At 65.4% G+C, this 18,693-nt stretch carries 15 protein-coding genes; 3 read left to right on the top strand and 12 right to left on the bottom strand.

The window, feature by feature from the left end:
- Positions 1–116: 116 nt before the first annotated feature.
- Together FJ950_RS26545 and FJ950_RS26550 are read right to left on the bottom strand one after the other, a co-directional pair.
- Positions 117–2,348: a GtrA family protein gene (locus tag FJ950_RS26545; RefSeq protein WP_140619806.1), complete on the bottom strand. Its 2,232-nt coding sequence runs from the start codon at positions 2,346–2,348 to the stop codon at positions 117–119.
- Entirely contained in the window at positions 2,345–3,580 is a 1,236-nt protein-coding gene (locus tag FJ950_RS26550) for a glycosyltransferase family 2 protein (RefSeq protein WP_140619808.1), read from the bottom strand. Before FJ950_RS26550 ends, FJ950_RS26545 begins: the two co-directional genes overlap by 4 nt.
- A 219-nt stretch (positions 3,581–3,799) precedes the next feature.
- Between FJ950_RS26550 and gshB the strand changes: the two genes are divergently transcribed.
- Positions 3,800–4,741: a glutathione synthase gene (gshB, locus tag FJ950_RS26555; RefSeq protein WP_015314678.1), complete on the top strand. Its 942-nt coding sequence runs from the start codon at positions 3,800–3,802 to the stop codon at positions 4,739–4,741.
- Between the two features lie 170 nt (positions 4,742–4,911).
- Here the strand turns inward: gshB and FJ950_RS29610 are convergent, their stop codons facing one another.
- Complete coding sequence (locus FJ950_RS29610; protein ID WP_210242368.1) at positions 4,912–5,133, bottom strand: hypothetical protein; 222 nt, start codon at positions 5,131–5,133, stop codon at positions 4,912–4,914.
- 233 nt (positions 5,134–5,366) lie between these two features.
- Here FJ950_RS29610 and FJ950_RS26565 point away from each other — a divergent pair, with 233 nt between their 5' ends.
- Entirely contained in the window at positions 5,367–6,899 is a 1,533-nt protein-coding gene (locus tag FJ950_RS26565) for a YifB family Mg chelatase-like AAA ATPase (RefSeq protein WP_140619809.1), read from the top strand.
- Positions 6,900–6,924: 25 nt separating this feature from the next.
- Here the strand turns inward: FJ950_RS26565 and FJ950_RS26570 are convergent, their stop codons facing one another.
- From FJ950_RS26570 to FJ950_RS26595, 6 genes are all read right to left on the bottom strand, one after another.
- Positions 6,925–7,545, bottom strand: a complete 621-nt coding sequence (locus tag FJ950_RS26570) for a class I SAM-dependent methyltransferase (RefSeq protein ID WP_140619811.1) — start codon at positions 7,543–7,545, stop codon at positions 6,925–6,927.
- Between the two features lie 177 nt (positions 7,546–7,722).
- Complete coding sequence (locus tag FJ950_RS26575) at positions 7,723–9,906, bottom strand: malate synthase G (protein WP_140619813.1); 2,184 nt, start codon at positions 9,904–9,906, stop codon at positions 7,723–7,725.
- Positions 9,907–10,042: 136 nt separating this feature from the next.
- The gene (locus FJ950_RS26580; protein WP_140619815.1) at positions 10,043–12,085 is read right to left on the bottom strand and encodes a hydantoinase/oxoprolinase family protein; all 2,043 of its coding nucleotides are present in this window, start codon (positions 12,083–12,085) and stop codon (positions 10,043–10,045) included.
- Positions 12,086–12,205: 120 nt separating this feature from the next.
- Complete coding sequence (locus FJ950_RS26585; protein ID WP_140619817.1) at positions 12,206–12,832, bottom strand: CDGSH iron-sulfur domain-containing protein; 627 nt, start codon at positions 12,830–12,832, stop codon at positions 12,206–12,208.
- Positions 12,833–13,003: 171 nt separating this feature from the next.
- Positions 13,004–13,375 carry a hypothetical protein gene (locus FJ950_RS26590; RefSeq protein ID WP_140619819.1) on the bottom strand — a complete coding sequence of 124 codons (372 nt, stop codon included), beginning with the start codon at positions 13,373–13,375 and terminating at the stop codon, positions 13,004–13,006.
- A 116-nt stretch (positions 13,376–13,491) separates the two neighbouring features.
- A complete protein-coding gene (locus FJ950_RS26595; RefSeq protein WP_015314698.1) occupies positions 13,492–13,728 on the bottom strand; it encodes a DUF1127 domain-containing protein in 237 nt (78 codons plus the stop codon).
- 235 nt (positions 13,729–13,963) lie between these two features.
- Here FJ950_RS26595 and FJ950_RS26600 point away from each other — a divergent pair, with 235 nt between their 5' ends.
- The gene (locus FJ950_RS26600) at positions 13,964–15,484 is read left to right on the top strand and encodes a winged helix-turn-helix domain-containing tetratricopeptide repeat protein (RefSeq protein WP_140619821.1); all 1,521 of its coding nucleotides are present in this window, start codon (positions 13,964–13,966) and stop codon (positions 15,482–15,484) included.
- A 32-nt stretch (positions 15,485–15,516) separates the two neighbouring features.
- Here the strand turns inward: FJ950_RS26600 and FJ950_RS26605 are convergent, their stop codons facing one another.
- From FJ950_RS26605 to cysK, 3 genes are read right to left on the bottom strand one after another with little or no spacing between them, the layout of a single operon-like run.
- Positions 15,517–15,873 carry a hypothetical protein gene (locus tag FJ950_RS26605; protein WP_015314700.1) on the bottom strand — a complete coding sequence of 119 codons (357 nt, stop codon included), beginning with the start codon at positions 15,871–15,873 and terminating at the stop codon, positions 15,517–15,519.
- A 49-nt stretch (positions 15,874–15,922) separates the two neighbouring features.
- The gene (locus FJ950_RS26610) at positions 15,923–17,410 is read right to left on the bottom strand and encodes an aspartate aminotransferase family protein (RefSeq protein ID WP_140619823.1); all 1,488 of its coding nucleotides are present in this window, start codon (positions 17,408–17,410) and stop codon (positions 15,923–15,925) included.
- A gap of 13 nt (positions 17,411–17,423) precedes the next feature.
- The gene (gene cysK / locus FJ950_RS26615) at positions 17,424–18,509 is read right to left on the bottom strand and encodes a cysteine synthase A (RefSeq protein ID WP_140619824.1); all 1,086 of its coding nucleotides are present in this window, start codon (positions 18,507–18,509) and stop codon (positions 17,424–17,426) included.
- Between the last annotated feature and the right edge of the window lie 184 nt (positions 18,510–18,693).

Raw genomic sequence — 18,693 nt, forward strand, 5'->3', positions numbered from 1 at the left:
TGTGGCCGGAGCATGATCCGAAAAATGGGGTCCGGCTTTCGCCGCGAGCCGTGCCCAAACCGTAAGCCGGATACCTCCGTGGAGCCGGCTACAAGATACGTCAAGCGCTTGGATTTTCAGCCGTTTGTCTTGACGCGATACAGTTCCAGGGGTCTTCCCTTGGTCTCCGCCACCGGCTCCAGCCAGTCCGGCACGTCCCCGCTCATCAACCTGGCCAGGAAACCGTCCGGCGCCCTGGCCAGGAGCAGGCGGCTTTCCGCATTGCCACGGCAGAGTGCGACAAGGCCGACATGATGCCTTTCGACAACGGTTCTGGCATCGGCATCCGAGCCCAGCAAGGCATCGAGCGCGACCAGATTTCCGGCGACGTTGCGGTGGTAGAGTCCGGCCAGCACGCGGTGACCGGTAAAGGCCAGTATCGGCGAGCCAAGATTCGAGAGCGAAAGCACGGTTGTGGCCGGCATCCGGCCGAGCGCCGCGAACGATGCCTTGCCGAGGCAAGCCGTGTCTGCGGCCTTGGCACCGGTGGCAGCCGCGTCGGTTTGGAAAGCACTCGACGCCGCCCCGGCAGCGCCTGCCCAGATTGCATTTACCGATATCAGCCAGGCCGCGGCCATCCTGAGTGCGGCGCTGTTGGACGGACTGGTTTGCGCACGCTGCCGCCAGCAGGCGATCCATGCCGCAAGCGGGATCACCGCGAAGGCGATGGAGAAGGTCGAGCCGCGAACTTCCCAGGCGCTGACCAGGAACGCCATAACCAGCAGCGAGCCGACAAGGCTGTCCTGCCGACGCCAGCCATGGCCGACGCGGAGCGCCATCAGGATGATGGCCACCAACGGCGTGGCAAACCGTGCCACCGCTCTGGCCGGATCATTGGTGACGATCTGGAACAGCGGCTGCGCCTCGTCGATATGGCTGAGCCACATCTCCTTCAGGCGCGGATCGAGGTTGGCATAGGGCGAGGCCAGGCATTGCGGGAACAGGAATACAACCACAGCCGCAAGGGCTAGCCCAAGCAGGCCGAGCGAGGCCAGGCGGCCGGCGACGGTGGCACTGGCGGCCTTCCACGAGGCGATGGCCGCCAGCCCCGCGCCGGCAAGTCCGGCGACGGCGAACTGCACAATCGAAAATGTGTCGCACTGTGCCTGGGTCCATGCGGATGCCGGGACGGTGGCGACGAAGACGAGAGCCGAAACAGCGGCGACGCCCAGGCCAAAGTCCCTCGCGGTCAGCCTTTCCCGAGCACCATTGCCAAGGGACAGCAGCGCGACAGCGGCGCCAAGGGTTCCGGCGTAGGGAGCGCTTTCCATGCCGATGGCCACGCTCAGCGTGGCGCAGATGCCCGAGAGCAAGGCGGCCGGCCGCAGCAAGGGAGCCTCGAGCAGCAAGGCAAGGCTCGCCAGGATCAGCGTCAGCTGCACATTGTGATGATCCAGCGAACCTGGGGAGAAAATACCGAGGTAATAGAGCGCGGCGCCACCGACGACGGCGGCGGGCAGGACAGCGTGGCCGCCGGCGAAAGCGCGCGCGGCGCGGATAATGAAGAAGACCGCCAGCCAGAACAGCAGGGCAGGCCAGGCCACCTGCACGACCTGTTCAGCCAGGGCGACGTTGCCCGTCAGGGCCGATACGGCAAGGACGCCAAGGGCCAGTGGCGCGTCGAGCAGCCGCGACCAATGCATGACGAAGCCGCCGTCCAGTCCCATCCTGTACTGGTGCAGGTCGAACCAGCCCTGGCCGGCCAGAAGATCGCGGACCTCGACCAGTTGCAGCAGGCTGTCATTGTCGCCCGCCGGGTTGGCCAGTTGCGGAAATCCGGTCACGGCAAAGACCGTGAGCGGCACCAGGGCCGCGAGCAGCGCCGCCAGCATGTCCGCCCGCCAGGAGGGACGGGCGGTGTCCTTGGAAGGCATCGCGGCATGTCCAGCGGTCATTTTGCCGGGATAGCCGTGGCCGCGCGCCGGAAACACCCAAAGCCTCGAAACCAGATAACTGATGGTGCTTGTCACGACCGTCGTCAGCGCCGACATCGCGACGGGCGACAGGCCGAAACGCGTCACCGCCACCTGCGAGACGAGGCCGGCAAAAGCGGCGCATCCGGCTTGCAGGGCAAGATAGCGCGGGAACGCGACCTTGTGATCGTGTTCCGCACCGAACGTCCAGCCCCGCTGCGCCCGATAGGCAACGACGAACGCCGTCGCATAAGCGACGGCACTGCCGGCGAACGGCGGAACGCCCAGCGAAACCAGCAGCCACGAGAGCGCGAAAAACAATCCCGCCGCACCGATGCCCACCACCATGAAGCGGAACGGGCGCGCCTGGACAAGCGCCGGCAGCACGTCGGTCATTGCTGATCGCGTGCCGTCGCTTCCCGCGACAGCCCGGCCTTCAGCCGCTTGACAGGGATCTCCAGGACACCGAGCAGGAATGCCGAAAAGAAGACCTGGAACGAAATGACGATCAGGCTCAAGCCCAGCACGACGATGCGCGGAATTTCGGAATCGTTCAGCGGACCGAAGCCGAGATGGGCCCAGCGCGCCACGGCATAGAGGCAGAACAGGAAGCCGGCGGCAAAGCAGATGCCGGCATTGGCGGCGAGACGGTCGGTGCTGATGGTCCTGGTCAGCCAGTCCGACCCGCGGCTTGGCGGCAGGATGCCGGTAATTTCGGCGTAGTATCGCGAAATGGCACCGAAGGTGATGAGCTGGATGCCGGTGACGATCATGAAACAGGCGGCGACGAAGGTGTTGAGATCGAGCGAAAGATTGTCGACCACCCGCAAGGGGCCGAACACCAGCAGCGCCGCGAACAGCGTGCCGAGGCCGGAAAGCACCGCCCCTGGAATGAAGAACATCCAGCGCGGATTGTAGACCAGCAGGAATTTGAGATGCCGCCAGCCGTCGCGCCAGGTCCTGAGATGCGGCGGCCTGCTGCGGCCGTCGGGCTTGAGCGTGGTCGGCACTTCCTCGATGCGCAGCCCGGCAAGCGCGCTGCGCACCACCATTTCGCTGGCGAATTCCATCCCGGTGGTCTGCAGATCGAGCTTCCTGATGCTGCCGGCGTTGAAGCCGCGCAGGCCGCAGTGGAAGTCGCCGGTCTTGATGCGGAAGAACAGGCGGCCGACGAAGCTCAGCACCGGATTGCCGAGATAGCGATGCAGAGCCGGCATGGCGCCAGCCTCTATGCCGCCGTGGAAGCGGTTGCCCATGACCAGGTCGGCGCCGCCGCGCAGCCGCGCCACGAATGCCTCCAGTGCACCGAAATCATAGCTGTCATCGGCATCGCCCATGATGATGAAGCGTCCCCTGGCGGCAGCGATGCCGCCCAGAAGGGCCGCGCCATAGCCCTTCTGCGCCACCGGGACGACACGAGCACCGCCTTGCGCTGCGATCTCCCGCGAGCCGTCGGTGCTGCCATTGTCTGCGATCAGCACCTCGCCCGCTATGCCGGATTGGTCGAGAAAGGCCTTGGCCTTGCCGATGCAGACGGCGAGCGTCTCGGCCTCGTTGAGGCATGGCATCAGGATGGTGAGTTCGAGCTGCTGGGTTGAGGCTGCGCGGACGGCAGTGAGCGCGTTCATGATCGTCGTTCCATCGGGTGCCCGGCGCTGCGTCAGGTCGGCCGGCTGCATTCGGAGCTTACCGTCGCACGGCAAGGCTTAAGAAAGCGATGATGTCAGTCCTCGTCTTGTCTGCAACCGGCAGGCGCGCCTTGCTGATCCCAATGTTCAAAAGGTCGCGATTGGCAGAACGCGCCGCGACGCTTATATCGCTTGCGTCGACTATGCTGGGGACCTGCCATGAAGTTGAAAATCGCCGTCCAGATGGACCATGTCTCCACCGTGTCGATCGCCGGCGACACCTCGTTCGCCCTGTCGCTGGAGGCGCAGCGGCGCGGTCACCAGCTGTTCCACTACACGCCCGACCGGCTGTCGATGCGCGACGGCAAGGTGTTTGCCCGCGTCGAGGAGATGACGGTGCGCGACGAAAAGGGCAGCCACTATTCGCTGGGCGAAAAGGTGCGCACCGACTTGTCCGAAATGGACGTCGTCCTGCTGCGCCAGGACCCGCCCTTCGACATGAACTACATCACCACGACCCACATCCTCGAGCGCATCCATCCAAAGACGCTGGTCGTCAACGACCCGGCCTGGGTGCGCAACAGCCCGGAAAAGATTTTCGTCACCGAGTTCCCGGACCTGATGCCGGACACGCTGATCACCAAGGATCCGCTCGAAGTCGCCGCCTTCCGCAAGGAATTCGGCGACATCATCGTCAAGCCGCTCTACGGCAATGGCGGCGCCGGCATCTTCCACATGCTTGAAGCCGACCGCAATCTCGCCTCGCTGCTCGAAATGTTCGGCCAGATGTTTCGCGAGCCCTATATCGTGCAGCGTTACCTGAAGGATGTGCGCAAGGGCGACAAACGCATCATTCTGATCGACGGCGAGCCGGTCGGCGCCATCAACCGGGTGCCGGCCGAGCACGACTCCCGCTCCAACATGCATGTCGGCGGCCGCGCCGAGAAGACCGAGTTGACGACACGCGAGCGCGAAATCTGTGCCCGCATCGGGCCGTCGCTGAAAGAGCGCGGCTTCATCCTGGTCGGCATCGACGTCATCGGCGACTACATGACCGAGATCAACGTCACCTCGCCGACCGGCGTGCGCGAGGTCAAGCGTTTCGGCGGCGCCGATATCGCCAGCCTGTTCTGGGACGCGGTGGAGGGGAAGCGGACATAATTTGTTTTCAGTTTGTGTTAACCATGTTCCGCTTTTGCAGCCGGGTACAACCGGCGCGCAACCTGTGCGGCTACCGGTTGCGCCAATGTTCCCGATTTGGTCAAGAGGCCGGCGAAACCCTTGGCGCAAAGCCGCCGGACGATCGCGTCGTCTGAGGACTACGCGGTCCGTTATGACGATATTGTCGGGTGAACGACAAGGCCGCGCTCGAGCGCGCCGCGGCGATCGCCGGAGCGGGCGGCCGCGACACGGACTTCCTGGAGGGCCTTGGCGTCGCGGTCCGGCGGACCGATGCCACACGACGCTTTCTCGAACTGCAGGCCGCGCGGCAAGGCAGGCGGACTCCTCGACGTGATCACCGACGAGCGCAGGGACGCCTTCGCGACGCGCATCGAGGCCGCCGGCATGGAGCTTCTCAGCCACAGCTTCCGCAACGGTAGAAATGAGCAGGGCTGGACACCTTCCTGGCGATGAGCCGTCATGATCGGGTGTGCGTCTCCATGCGTTTACTCCGCTTTGTTCCTGTAATGTTCTTGCCTTGACCTGAAATCTGTGGTTGTCTTGCGTTGACGTCGCTCGCGGCCTGTTCACAGAGGCAAGGGCGAGCCGGCATCGGGGGCAGACAATGGTGGCGCGGGTTCGTACGGTTGCTTTCCAGGGCATCGAGGCAGTGCCGGTCGACGTGCAGGTGATGATCGCGCCCGGCAAGGTCAACATGCATATCGTCGGCCTGCCAGACAAGGCGGTGGCGGAAAGCCGCGAGCGGGTGCAGGCGGCATTGCATGCGTCGGGCCTGTCGATGCCGTCGAAGAAGGTGACCGTCAACCTGGCGCCCGCCGATCTGCCGAAGGAAGGCAGCCACTACGATCTGCCGATCGCGCTCGGCTTGATGGCAGCCCTTGGCGCCATTCCGGGCGACATGCTGGCTGGCTATGTCGTGCTGGGCGAGCTGTCGCTCGACGGTACGATCACCGCCGTTGCCGGTGCCTTGCCGGCGGCGATCGGCGCCAATGCCGAAGGCAAAGGGCTGATCTGTCCCTTCGCCTGCGGGCCGGAAGCGGCCTGGGCGGGGCGGGATTTCGACATTCTCGCGCCGCGCAGCCTGATTGCGATCGCCAATCATTTTCGCGGCACGCAGGTGCTGTCGCGCCCGGAGGCCGGCATCCGCGCCGCACCGCGCGACCTGCCCGACCTTGCCGACATCAAGGGCCAGGAGACGGCGAAGCGGGCGCTGGAAGTGGCGGCCGCCGGCGGACACAATCTGCTGATGATCGGTCCGCCGGGCTCAGGCAAATCGATGCTGGCGCAGCGCCTGCCGTCGATCCTGCCGCCACTGGCGCCGAAGGAACTGCTCGAAGTCTCGATGATCGCCTCGGTGGCTGGCGAACTCGGCGAAGGCAAGCTGACCGACCGGCGGCCGTTCCGCGCCCCGCACCATTCGGCCTCGATGGCGGCGATGGTGGGCGGCGGCCTGCGCGCGCGGCCGGGCGAGGTGTCGCTCGCTCATCACGGCGTGCTGTTCCTCGACGAGTTCCCCGAATTCACGCCGCAGACGCTCGATGCGCTGCGCCAGCCGCTTGAAACCGGCGACTGCATGATCGCACGGGCCAACCATCGCGTCACCTATCCGGCCCGCATCCAGCTGGTGGCGGCGATGAACCCGTGCCGCTGCGGCATGGCCGGCGAACCGGGTTATCGCTGCCTGCGCGGCGATCGTTGCCGCACCGATTACCAGGCGCGCATTTCAGGTCCGCTGCTCGACCGCATCGATCTCAGGATCGAAGTGCCGGCGGTCTCGGCCAGCGACCTGATCCGGCCGGATCGAGCGGAAAAGAGCGCCGACGTGGCGTCGCGCGTGGCGCGTGCCCGCACCATCCAGCGCGAGCGTTTCGAGCGGCTCGGCGTCAACAGCGCCACCACCAACGCGCATTGTTCTCCTGCCGTCATCGAGACGATCGCCATGCCGGACGCCGCAGGCCTGTCGCTGCTCAAGGATGCCAGCGAAAAACTCGCCTTTTCGGCGCGGGCCTACCACCGGGTGCTCAAAGTGGCGCGCACGCTCGCCGACCTCGACGCCAGCGAATGTGTCGGCCGCATCCATCTGGCCGAAGCGATTTCCTATCGCATGAGTTCGGAGCGCATGGCGCAGGCGGCGTAGCCGCGTTCCGCCCAGCTCCGGTTACCTATCGCAAGGTCCCGATGAAATGCAGGCGACGGTCGAAAAACACGCTGGCCGGGAACGGATAGAGCGACAGCTTCTCACGCCAGGTGCGGGGTGTGATGCCCGCGGCGGCAAAAATGGCGTCCCACTCGGCCTTCGAGAGATAGTTGTAAGGCAGGCGCACATTGTGCCCCTTGTTGCCCACCCAATCCATGAAACGAAGCGTCTGGTAAGCCGCGAAGCCTTCGCGCAGGTGATCCTTGATGACAACGCCCTTGCGCGCCACCCGGGCCGCCTCGCGCACGAGATGGCCCGGGTGGTCGGCATGATGCAGCACATCGACAATCGTCACCCAGTCATAGGAGCCATTCGCGGCGGGAATGGTGCTGCCATCGAACAGTTCTACCGGGATATGGGTTTGCGGCCTGATCAGCACGTCAATGCCGCGAAACGTCAGCCCCGGCTTTTTTTCCATGATCGCCTTGGCGATGGAGCCGTCGCCGCAGCCGAGATCGAGAACGGTGCCGGCCGGGCCCAGTTCGTCGGCCAGCCGGTCGGACAGGATGCGCACGCGGCGCTGGAAAACCGCCCGGTCATGGACGGAATTCAACAGTTTCTTTTCGATCGCCATCGTGTTGGCCATGCCAATGCTCCCGAGCCTTCCAGCCAGCACTAACTGAAAAAAGCAAAGGAACCGTATCCAGCCATAAGAGCCTGCCGCCTTCGGCACGACATTGCCGCTGGGGCTGACGCCGCCGTCTTCGCCGCTCGATGGCCGACTACGCGGACCGGCGACATCCAGTCGGCGCTCCAAACCCTTTCAACGTGGCATCGCCCTACCTTGACGGGCCTTCAACTCCAGCCTGCGCTTGTGCAGCACAGGCTCGGTGTAGCCGTTGGGCTGGCTTGTTCCCTTGAACACCAGGTCGCAGGCGGCCTGGAAGGCGATGGAAGCGTCGAAGTCGGCGGCCATCGGCCGGTAGAGCGGGTCGCCGACATTTTGCAGATCGACAATTGCCGCCATGCGCCGCAAGGAATCCATTACCTGGATTTCCGAGCAGACCTTGTGGCGCAGCCAGTTGGCGATGTGCTGCGAGGAAATGCGCAGCGTGGCGCGGTCTTCCATCAGGCCGACATCGTTGATGTCGGGAACCTTGGAGCAGCCGACGCCCTGGTCGATCCAGCGCACGACATAGCCCAGAATGCCTTGGGCATTGTTGTCGAGTTCGCGCTGGATCTCGTCGGGCGTCCAGTTCGGCCGCACGGCCACCGGCACCGACAATATGTCGTCGAGCTTGGCCTTGGGCCGGCTCTTCAGCGCCGCCTGGACCGCATGGACATCGACCTTGTGATAGTGCGTGGCGTGCAGCGTCGCCGCCGTTGGCGATGGCACCCAGGCGGTGTTGGCGCCGGCCTTGGGGTGGGCGATCTTCTCGGCCAGCATCGCGGCCATCAAGTCGGGCATCGCCCACATGCCCTTGCCGATCTGGGCGTGGCCGGCGAGCCCGCATTCCAAGCCCGTGTCGACGTTCCAGGCCTCATAGGCGGAAATCCAGGCGGCCTGCTTCATGTCACCCTTGCGGATCATCGGGCCGGCTTCCATCGAGGTGTGGATCTCGTCGCCGGTGCGGTCGAGGAAGCCGGTGTTGATGAACACCACGCGCTCCCTCGCGGCGCGGATCGCTTCCTTGAGGTTGATTGTGGTGCGCCGCTCCTCGTCCATGATGCCCATCTTGATGGTGTTCCGGGCCATGCCGAGCAGGGCTTCGACACGGTCGAACATCTCGACGGCGAAGGCAACTTCCTCCGGGCCATGCATCTTGGGTTTCACGACATACATCGAGCCGGCGCGGGAGTTCATCCGCCGTCCCTTCGGCCCGACATCGTGCAGCGCGATCAGGGCCGTCATCGCCGCGTCCATGATGCCTTCCGGCACCTCGTTGCCGTCGCGGTCCAGGATTGCCGGATTGGTCATCAGGTGGCCGACATTGCGCACCAGCATCAACGAGCGGCCAGGCACTGTCACCGTGCCGCCGGCAGGGGCGATGTAGGCGCGGTCGGGGTTGAGCTTGCGGACGAAACTCTTGCCGCCCTTGCTGATTTCTTCGGCGAGGTCGCCCTTCATCAGGCCGAGCCAATTGCGGTAGACCACGACCTTGTCCTCGGCATCCACGGCCGCGACCGAATCCTCGCAGTCCTGGATGGTGGTCAGCGCCGATTCCAGGATGACGTCGGCAATGCCAGCCGGATCGGTGCGGCCGATCTGGTTGTCGCGGTCGATGACGATCTCGACATGCAGCCCGTTTTTCACCAGGAGCACGGCTTGCGGATTGGCGGTGTCGCCGCGATAGCCGACGAATTGCCTGGGATCGGCCAGCGTCGTCGAGCCGGCGCCGGCGCTGAGCTTCAGGGCGGCGTTGGCAATCGACAGGCCGTTGACCCCTGCCCATTTGCCCGAGGTGAGCGGCACCGACTGGTCGAGAAAGTCCTTGGCCCAGGCGATGACCTTGGCGCCGCGCGCCGGGTTGAAGCCCTTGCCCTTCTCAGCGCCATCCGTTTCGGGGATGGCGTCCGTGCCATAGAGCGCGTCATAGAGCGAGCCCCAGCGTGCATTGGCGGCGTTGAGCGCATAGCGCGCGTTCATCACCGGCACCACCAGCTGCGGTCCGGCCACGACCGCGATTTCCGGGTCGACATTGTCGGTCGAGACGCTGAAGGCCGGCCCTTCCGGCACGAGATAACCGATCTCCTTCAGGAACGCCTTGTAAGCGTTCATGTCGATGGGCGCGCCATTGTCGCGATACCAGCCATCGAGCTTTTCCTGCATGGCATCGCGTTTTGCCAGCAGCGCCCGGTTCTTGGGCGCCAGATCATGGACGATGACCGAGAACCCGTCCCAGAAACGCGCCGCTTCGATGTCGAGGCCGGGCAAAGCTTGGTCGACGACGAAGTCATGCAGCTCGCGGGCAATGCGCAATCCGGCGATCTCGATGCGATCGGTCATCAGGCTACTCCAGATGAAAGGCTTTGCGGGCGTTTGGCATGTCAGGGGTGCAGGGTCAATTCAGCTTAGGGTGTAGGTGGGGCATTTTGGGCGGTTGGCCAATCTCCCCGAGGAGGGCGGAGATGGCTCTTCTTCCTCAAACCGCAATCCTCGGCCTGCCCGAGGCCACCGCCACGATATGCGCTTCGATGAACATGCGCTGCGCTTCGACAGTCGAAACCCGGAACTCCGTCGCCACGTCGATCTCGGCGCTGTCGGTGCCGGCATCAAGAGCCCGCTGGGCGACAATGGCGCGCACATCGGCCTCGGCGGCCGCGATCGCCGCCGCCTCGTCGAGGAAATCGCGCACCATCTCACCCGAGGCAAGCCGGAACAGGCCTTCCTTGGGCTGGCTGACGCGGGCCTCCGCCGAAACCCTGACCTGGCCGACGACGGCGCCGAGCGCGTTGGCGACGTCGGTATCCCGGGGCACGACGCAGTCATTGCCGACCAAGGGCGCCAGGCCGGCATAGTGCAGCGGCGCCGAAGCGCCGAGCCCGATGACGGGCCGGTCGAGCGCGACGCTGAGGCGGGCGATGCCGGGGTGGGCATCGACGGCGCGCTGCACCAGCGCATGCGCCACCGTCGCCGCGCCGTCGAGCCCGTCCTCGGCAAAGGCTGTCTCCAGGATGTATTCGGCCGACCAGCGCGTCAGGGTCAAGAGCACCCGTTCAGAGATCGCTTCCGGGGAGGCCGCGATCGCCTGGCCACGGCCGTCGCGCCTGCGGGCGAACAGTTCGGCGCCAAGGCGGGCGGCGGCGGCATCCCAGTTCGCCTGTTTGCCAAGCACGTGCGCGGCGTCCGACGGGGTGAAGCCCGAGATATGCACCAGCCCGCGCGAGACCAGCCGGTTCAGCGTGGCATTCTGGGCATTCGAGGTCAGCAGCCTGTCGAGGGCAAGCGGCGTCGCGCCGATCGCTTCGTAGAGCTTTGCCTCGGGGGCGGTCAGCCCCGCGGCAAGCCTGTCGGGCACGCCGGTGCGGACCGCGAAGCGGCCATCCATGCGGCCGGTGTTGGGCGCGCGCAACTGGCGTTCGAGTTCCGCTGTCACCGCCTCGCCATGCGCCATGCCGGACAGCGCCAGCGGCACCAAGCGGCGCGGCCCGAGCAGGATTTTCGGATTGAGCGCGCCATCCTCCAGCATCACTTCGGAATCGCCGCCGAGGCCGAAAGTGCGCATCGCGACCGCCTCGACCATGGTGCGGAAACCACCGACGGTGGCGCCTTCCGGATCGAGCCGCGGCCGGCCGCCGTCGAGGACCGCCACGTCGGTGGTGGTGCCGCCAATGTCGGAGACCACCGCGTTGTCGAGCCCGGTCATGTGGCGGGCGCCGACCAGGCTGGCGGCGGGGCCGGAGAGGATCGTCTCGATCGGCCGCTGGCGGGCAAACGCCGCCGAAACCAGCGCGCCATCGCCGCGCACCACCATCAACGGAGCGGCGATGTTGCGGGCCTGAAGGAACCCCTCGGTCGCCGCCACCAGCCGGTCGATCATCGAGATCAGCCTGGCATTGAGCAGCGTGGTGAGCGCCCGGCGCGGACCGCCGAGCTTGGCCGACAGCTCATGGCTCGCCGTAACCGGGAGGCCGGTCCTGTCGCGGATCAGCTCGCGGGCGGCGATCTCGTGCGCCGGATTGCGGGTGGCGAAATAGGCACAGACGGCAAAGCCGGACACCGACACGCCGAGTTCCGGCAGCATTGCCTCCAAACCGGACAGGTCGAGCTTGGCGGCATTGCCATGCACATCATGACCGCCCGCACAAAACACCACCGGGTCGGTGCCGAGTGCCGTCTTCAAGCCGTCGCGAGCAAGATCGGCCTCGGAAAAGCCGATCATGACCAGCGCCACGCGGCCGCCCTGGCCCTCGACCAGCGCATTGGTGGCGAGCGTCGTCGACATCGAGACCAGTTTGATGTCGGCCGGATTGGTACCCGCCTTTTCCAGCACCGCATCGACGGCGCCCGAAATGCCGACGGCCAGATCATGCCGCGTGGTCAGCGCCTTGGCCTTGGCCAGCACCTTGCCCTTGTTCGGCCCCTCCCGTGGACCTTCGGTCTCGGACCACAACACGGCATCGGTGTAGGTGCCGCCGGTGTCGATGCCGAGGAAGAGAGGGGCAGACTTGGTCTTGGCGGTCATTTTGGGCGAAAGTCCGGGCAGATTGTTTGGTTGCCTGCCCTTAGCCGATACCGGCTTGCGGATAAAGCCGGGAGAGATGGGCCACAAGCGATCTCCCCCCTCGTGGGGGAGATTGGCTACCTACGCCACAAACCCAACCTTCTTGTGCGACCCATCGCAGAACGGCTTGTTGGCCGAGTGGCCGCAGCGGCACAGGAAGACCTTCGTGGTGCGGTCGATCGTGTGGCCGGTGCCGGTGACGATCTCGACATTGCCTTCGAGCTTGAGCGGGCCGTTCGTGGTCGGCGTCACCTGCAGCGGGCCGTCGCGGACCTCCAGCGCCGGCGCGTCCTTCAGCGCCGGTTCTCCGGTGGCGGCAAAGCCCGCCTTGATATGGCTGTTGTCGCAGAACGGCTTGTTCTGGGAGGCGCCGCAGCGGCAAAGCGTGGCGCGGAAAAACGTCTCGGCGCCGAGCACGATCTCGGCATGCACCGCCAGCGGGCCGTTTTCGCGCAGCCGCACGGTGTTGACCACGGGCGGCTTTTCCCGCGGGCCGCCATCCTTGCGCGCATAGGTGATGGCGCCCGAGGGGCAGTTCTCGGCCAACCCGACGATCTTCTCGACGCTGGCCGCCTCGGGATGAATCCATTGGCCCGGCGCGTTGGGCTCGAAGACATGCGGGTCGCCGAGCACGCAATTGCGCGAATGGATGCAGCGCTTGCCGGAAAACCCGACGTCGATTTTTTCGCCCTCGACCGTGCCGGCCATCGCGGTGCTCCTGTTGCCTGGAGTACGCCGCGCCTGAATGCACAGGCGCGGCGTGCCCTTGGTATGGTCTTGTTTCGATGCATGTCGTCGCGCCGAAACCGGAACCGATTTTGGGCGGCATGCATGGCCAGGCTATGGCTCGAACAGGAAACCCGTCAAGCCGGCAACCGGTCAGGGGACCAGATCGATCTCCTCGGTTTCGCCGCCGCTGCAGGTGTAGCAGCAATCCTCGCATTTTTCCTTGTTGCCGGGGCCGACGCCCCAATAGGTGCCCTCATCGCCATCGACCCAGGCGCCGTAGCAGATCGATTCGCCTTCGTTGCAGGAAATCGGCAGCTGCTTGGTCTCGCCGTCGTCGAGATAAAAATCCTTGCCACTGCCAGGCCAGACATAGTCGCGGTCCTGGCTGTAGAGTTCCAGACGCATGGCGTTGGGATGGCTGTTCTTGACAGCGAAGGTGACGTCGCCGGCCTGGGCGGCCGATGCAGACAGGACGGCAAGCGAAAACGCGGCGGCGAGCCGGCGCACGGATGTGAACGACATGGAAACCCCCGATGTAGAATCGGCCCCCACGGCCGATAGGGGATCATGGCACGACACGGCCCGCCGCTAAAGGGATGATGCCGGCGATTGTTTCCAGATTGTCGCGGCATTTCGCCTTAGCGCTGCCAGAATGGCAGCTTGGCGATCTCAGCCTTGGCCTGCAATTGCGTCAGGCCAATATCGTCGATCAGATGCGGACTGACCTCGGACATTCGCTTGAGGTCCCAGCGAAAGCGTGTCCGCTCGCGCCAGCTTGCCACCATGCTTCGCAGGGAGCGCGGATGCGACGATCGTTGGACGGGCACACCCGGCCGCACTGCCCGATGCTGGACCGATGCGATTGTATTGTTCATGGCAACCTCCATTGGGTTTGGCGGCCCACACCGTTGGGAACCGTGGACCTCACCCGGAAAGAGATTGAATTCTGCAGGATACGAGCGGCGCCGTAATTAAGCCCTCCCAAATAGTTCTCAAAAGTTCCAAACTTGCGCTAACTCTTTGTTTTGACGCCACTCTCGGGAGGGCTAGCCACGCGTTTCCCGGCAAAACCGCTTCGCACTTTTCCCGGAATTGTCTATAGATGCGCCAATGCAGGGAGAGCGCTTCGCCTTTGGTCCGTTCGTGCTTGATCCGGGTGCGGGAACGCTGCTTCGGAACGACGATCCCGTTGCCGTTGGCTATCGCGGGCTGAAGCTGCTTGCGGCGCTCGTGGCAAAACCCGGCGAAATCCTGGGAAAAGCCGAACTGATGGACGCGGCGTGGCCGGGCACGGCCGTCGAGGAAGGCAACCTCACCGTCCAGATCGCGCAGCTGCGCAAGCTGCTCGGCCCGCCTGGCATTGTGGGTGAAGGGGGCGGGGAATGGATCACGACCGTTCCGCGCGTCGGCTATCGTTTCACGGGGGCCGTGAAACAGCTCGCCGGCGCCAAGCCAAAACCCTTGCCGCTGCCGGACAAGCCTTCGATAGCGGTGCTGCCCTTCGTCAATTTCGGCAACGATGCCGGGCAGGACTCTTTCTGCGACGGCTTGACCGAAGACCTGATCACCGACCTGTCCAGGATCTCCGGCCTGTTCGTCATCGCGCGCAATTCGACTTTTGCCTACAAGGGAAAGGCAATGGACGTGCGCGAGATCGCCAGGGAACTCGGCGTTCGTTATCTGCTGGAGGGCAGCGCGCGGCGCGATGCGGGGCGGGTGCGCATCAACGCGCAGCTGGTCGACGCGGCCAGCGGCGACCATCTATGGGCGGAACGCTTCGACCGCGGCCTGGACGATATCTTTGCCGTCCAGGACGAGGTGACCGCCAAGATCGTGGAGGCGCTGCTCGGCCGGCTGCGCGCACCGCCGCCACGCAACCGGCCCGCCAATCTCGACGCCTACGACCAGTGCGTGCGGGCGCGCAAGCTGATCGATGATTCGCCGCAGACCGCACGGGAAGCGCATCTGATGCTGACGCGCGCGGTTGCGCTCGATCCCCACTACGCCGAGGCCTATCGCTGGCTTGCCATGAACCACTGGATGGGATGGGTGCATTGGGGCGAGCCTATCGACCCTAACCGCCGCATTGCCCTGGAGCTGGCGCGCAAGGCGGTCGCGATCGATCCCAACGATGCCGGGTGCCACTGGGTGCTCGGCAATTTGCTTGCCTATGAGCATGAGTTCGCCGAGTCGGAGGCCGAATTCGCCAGGGCGTTCGAACTCGACCCGAACGAGGCCGATGCGTGGGCGACATTGTCCGACATAACGACCCTGGCCGGGCGGGTCGAGGAGGCCCTGGAGCAAATCCGCAAGGCGTTCCGGCTGAACCCGTTTCCACCGAGCTGGTACTATCTGACGCTCGGCCAGGCGCAATATGCGGCGCGCGACTACGCAGGCGCCGTCGAGACGCTGCGCCGGGACGAGACCTACCGCACCAGCTCACGCCGCTTCCTGGCGGCAAGCCTTGCGCAACTTGGCCGGCTCGAGGAGGCACGCACGGAGGTGGAACTGTTCCTCGTCGGCAACCCGCATTTCACGACCCGCCATTGGGTCTGGACGGAGCCCTTCCGCGACGACGCGACGCGCGAGCACTTCCTCGATGGCTTTGGCAAGGCCGGCCTTCCCGACTGACGCGCCGGGGTGGCTCCTGCACCGAAGCGCCGCTACGGCACCAGGTCGATGGTTTCGGTCGTGTGCTCCACGCAGATGAAGCAGCAGGTATCGCAAGGCTGGTCGTTGTCTGGCCCGACGCCGGCGGAAATCTTGTCATTGCCATCGACCCAGGCGCCATAGCAGATGCGTTCGCCCTGATTGCAGGAGATCGGCACTGATTTCTGCGAGCCCGGATCGACAAGGAACACCTTGTCGTTGCCCGGCCAGACGGTCTCGCGATCGCGGCTGAACAGCTCGACCGCGACCCCCTCCTTGCGCAGGTTCTTGACGAAAAAGGCCATGTCGGCGGCCTCGGCCGAATTGGCCAGGACCAGTGCCGCCAGCGCAAGCATGCGAAACAGCGTCACCGCCGACCTCCCCGAATCACCGCGGGCAGGTTCGCACGGCGGCCCGGAACTAGGAAGACACGTGGCCCTGCGCGGTGATCTCACGTCCCAGCCTCACCACTTCACGCACCAGCAGATCGAGATCGTCGCGTCGGGTGCGATGGTTGGTGATCGCCACACGCAGCCAGTGCCCGCCATGCACGGTGGTGTCGGAGAGTGCAGCGATGCCTTGCTCCTGCAGCCGCAGCATGATCTCGGTGTTGAGCGCCTTCAGCGCTTCGCCCGCCAAACCGGGCTGGTAGCGGAAGCAGACGATGTTGATGGTCGGCGCCGCCGCCAGCTCCAGCGAAGGCTCGGCCTCGATCAGTCCGGCCAGATAGGAGACCTGCGCGATGTTCTGGTCGATCAGGCGGCCGAATTTTTCGACACCATGTTCCTTCAGTGCCATCCACACTTTCAAGGCGCGAAAGCCGCGCGACGTCTGCAGACCATAATCGTGCAACCATTCGCCGGAAGCGAGGCCGCGCGGCGTCGATTCCAGATATTCCGGCGTCACCGCGAAGGTCCGGCGGTGCGCGGCGGCATCCCTGACCAGGGCACAGCCGACCTCGAAGGGCGAATGCAGCCATTTGTGGGGATCGAGCGCGACCGAATCGGCCCATTCGATGCCGGCGACGCGGTGGGCGTTTTGCGGGGCGATGGCGATCAGCGCGCCGATGCAGCCATCGACATGGAACCAGAGGCCTTCCTCGTGAGCGAGTTTGGCAAGCGCCCGCAGGTCGTCGGTCGCCCCAGTGTTGACCGTGCCGGCATTGCCGACGACGCAGGCCGGTTTGAAGCCGGCGGCCCGGTCCTCGACGATCGCCGCGCGCAAGGCGTCGATATTGATCCGCAGCCCGGCATCTGTCGGGATGCGGCGCAGCGCCCGATTGCCGAGGCCCAGCGCTTCCATCGCCTTGCGGTGGCAGGAATGGATCTGGTCCGAGCCATAGAAGCGCAGCGGCTTCTCGATGGCTGAAACGCCGTGCTCGCGCACGTCGACGCCGGCCTTGACGTTGCGCGCCACCGTCAGCCCGATGATGTTGGCCATCGAGCCGCCGCTGACCAGCGTGCCGGAGGCCGAGTCTGGAAAGCCCAGCATCTGCTTGCACCAGTTCACCACCTGGCCGTCCATCAGTCCGGCGGCATGGTTGCCGCCACCGAGGTTGGAGCCCTGGATCGCCGCGAGGAAATCGCCGAGCGCGCCGGTGAAGTTGCTGGACCCCATATACCACGACCAGAACCGTGGATGGATGTTGCCCATCGGATAGGACATCACGGTGCGGGAGACCTCGCCATAGACGACGGCAAGCGGTGCCGGCGAGCGCGGCAGGGGTGCGGTGAAAAGATCCCGCACCTCGCCGGGCATCTCCCGCCAGACCGGACGGTCTCGCACGTCGCGCAGATAGTTGACGGCTTCATCGACGGCCCGGCGCGACAGGGCCTGCACTTCGGCCCAGTCAGGCGGATCAAGCGTTTCCTCGGCCACCATGCCAGCAGATTCCCGCGCGACGTCCATGGCGATCTCCCTATCAAGCCGGGAACTGGCAGCCGGGCGTCGAGCGCGAGAGCGCCAGCTCATCGGCATCCATTTCAGCCTCGACGCCGTCGAACAGCGGCGTCGACATGTAGCGCTCGCCCGTGTCGGGCAGCATGCACAGGATCACCGATCCGGCCGCCGCCTTCTCGGCGACCTGGCGCGCGACGGCGAAGGTGGCACCGCCGGAAATGCCGGTGAAGATGCCTTCCTTCCGCGCCAGCGCCCGCGCCCATTTGATGCCCTCCGGACCGGCGATCGGCATCACCTCGTCATAGAGGCTGGCGTCGATCGCCTCCTGCAGCACGTTGGGGATGAAGTCCGGCGTCCAGCCCTGGACGGGATGCGGCTCGAAGGCCGGGTGGCTGGCGGCTGGCGCGCCATCGGCACCGCGCTGCTGCGCCTTGCCGCTGCCGATCAGTTGCGCGTTGGCCGGTTCCGAGAGCACGATGCGGGTGTCGGGCCGTTCGCGGCGCAAGACCCGCGCCACGCCGACGACCGTGCCGCCGGTGCCATAGCCGGTGACGAAGCAGTCGAGCCGCGAGCCGGCGAAATCGTTTATGATTTCGCGCGCGGTCGTCGACTCGTGGATGGCGGCATTGGCGGCCGTCTCGAACTGGCGGGCAAGGAACCAGCCATTGGCCTCGGCCAGTTCGACCGCCTTCTTGTACATGCCAAAACCTTTTTCGGCGCGTGGCGTCAGCACCACCTTGGCGCCCAGCATGCGCATCAGCTTGCGGCGCTCGACGGAAAAGCTGTCGGCCATGGTAACGACCAACGGATAGCCTTTCTGCGCGCAGACCATGGCAAGCCCGATGCCGGTGTTGCCGCTGGTCGCCTCGACCACGGTCTGGCCGGGCTTCAGCGCGCCGCTGCGTTCGCCCTCTTCGATGATGTTGAGCGCCAGCCGATCCTTCACCGAGGCGCCCGGGTTGAAGAACTCGGCCTTGACGTAGATGGTCGCATGCGCCGGTGCGAGATTGTTGACGCGCACAACAGGCGTGTCGCCGACGGTGTCCAGGATGCTATCGAACAGGCGGCCGCGCCCTGCGGTGCTCCTGATTTTCTGTTTGTTCAACATGGTTGATCTCCTCGATCCTGTTCATCTTCACGGGCCGGTTACAAACCGGCGGCCTGGGCGGCGAGATTTCGAGACCTTGCCGCGCTAAGACTGACGTTCCGGCGATGCGGCAATGACCGCCACTGGATGCGCCTTGTCGCTTTTGGTGATACACAAGGGGCCGGCAGGCCAGCGTGGGAGCAGG

The organism is Mesorhizobium sp. B2-3-14, assembly GCF_006442175.1.
Taxonomy (GTDB): domain Bacteria; phylum Pseudomonadota; class Alphaproteobacteria; order Rhizobiales; family Rhizobiaceae; genus Mesorhizobium; species Mesorhizobium australicum.

Coding starts and splice junctions, on each gene's coding strand:
- gshB (WP_015314678.1), top strand. CDS start 3,800: ATGAAGTTGAAAATCGCCGTCCAGATGGACCATGTCTCCACCGTGTCG.
- FJ950_RS26585 (WP_140619817.1), bottom strand. CDS start 12,832: ATGGCCGGCACGGTCGAGGGCGAAAAAATCGACGTCGGGTTTTCCGGC.
- FJ950_RS26580 (WP_140619815.1), bottom strand. CDS start 12,085: ATGACCGCCAAGACCAAGTCTGCCCCTCTCTTCCTCGGCATCGACACC.
- FJ950_RS26545 (WP_140619806.1), bottom strand. CDS start 2,348: ATGACCGACGTGCTGCCGGCGCTTGTCCAGGCGCGCCCGTTCCGCTTC.
- FJ950_RS26610 (WP_140619823.1), bottom strand. CDS start 17,410: ATGGACGTCGCGCGGGAATCTGCTGGCATGGTGGCCGAGGAAACGCTT.
- FJ950_RS26590 (WP_140619819.1), bottom strand. CDS start 13,375: ATGTCGTTCACATCCGTGCGCCGGCTCGCCGCCGCGTTTTCGCTTGCC.
- FJ950_RS26575 (WP_140619813.1), bottom strand. CDS start 9,906: ATGACCGATCGCATCGAGATCGCCGGATTGCGCATTGCCCGCGAGCTG.
- FJ950_RS29610 (WP_210242368.1), bottom strand. CDS start 5,133: ATGCGCGTCGCGAAGGCGTCCCTGCGCTCGTCGGTGATCACGTCGAGG.
- FJ950_RS26570 (WP_140619811.1), bottom strand. CDS start 7,545: ATGGCCAACACGATGGCGATCGAAAAGAAACTGTTGAATTCCGTCCAT.
- FJ950_RS26550 (WP_140619808.1), bottom strand. CDS start 3,580: ATGAACGCGCTCACTGCCGTCCGCGCAGCCTCAACCCAGCAGCTCGAA.
- FJ950_RS26600 (WP_140619821.1), top strand. CDS start 13,964: ATGCAGGGAGAGCGCTTCGCCTTTGGTCCGTTCGTGCTTGATCCGGGT.
- cysK (WP_140619824.1), bottom strand. CDS start 18,509: ATGTTGAACAAACAGAAAATCAGGAGCACCGCAGGGCGCGGCCGCCTG.
- FJ950_RS26595 (WP_015314698.1), bottom strand. CDS start 13,728: ATGAACAATACAATCGCATCGGTCCAGCATCGGGCAGTGCGGCCGGGT.
- FJ950_RS26565 (WP_140619809.1), top strand. CDS start 5,367: ATGGTGGCGCGGGTTCGTACGGTTGCTTTCCAGGGCATCGAGGCAGTG.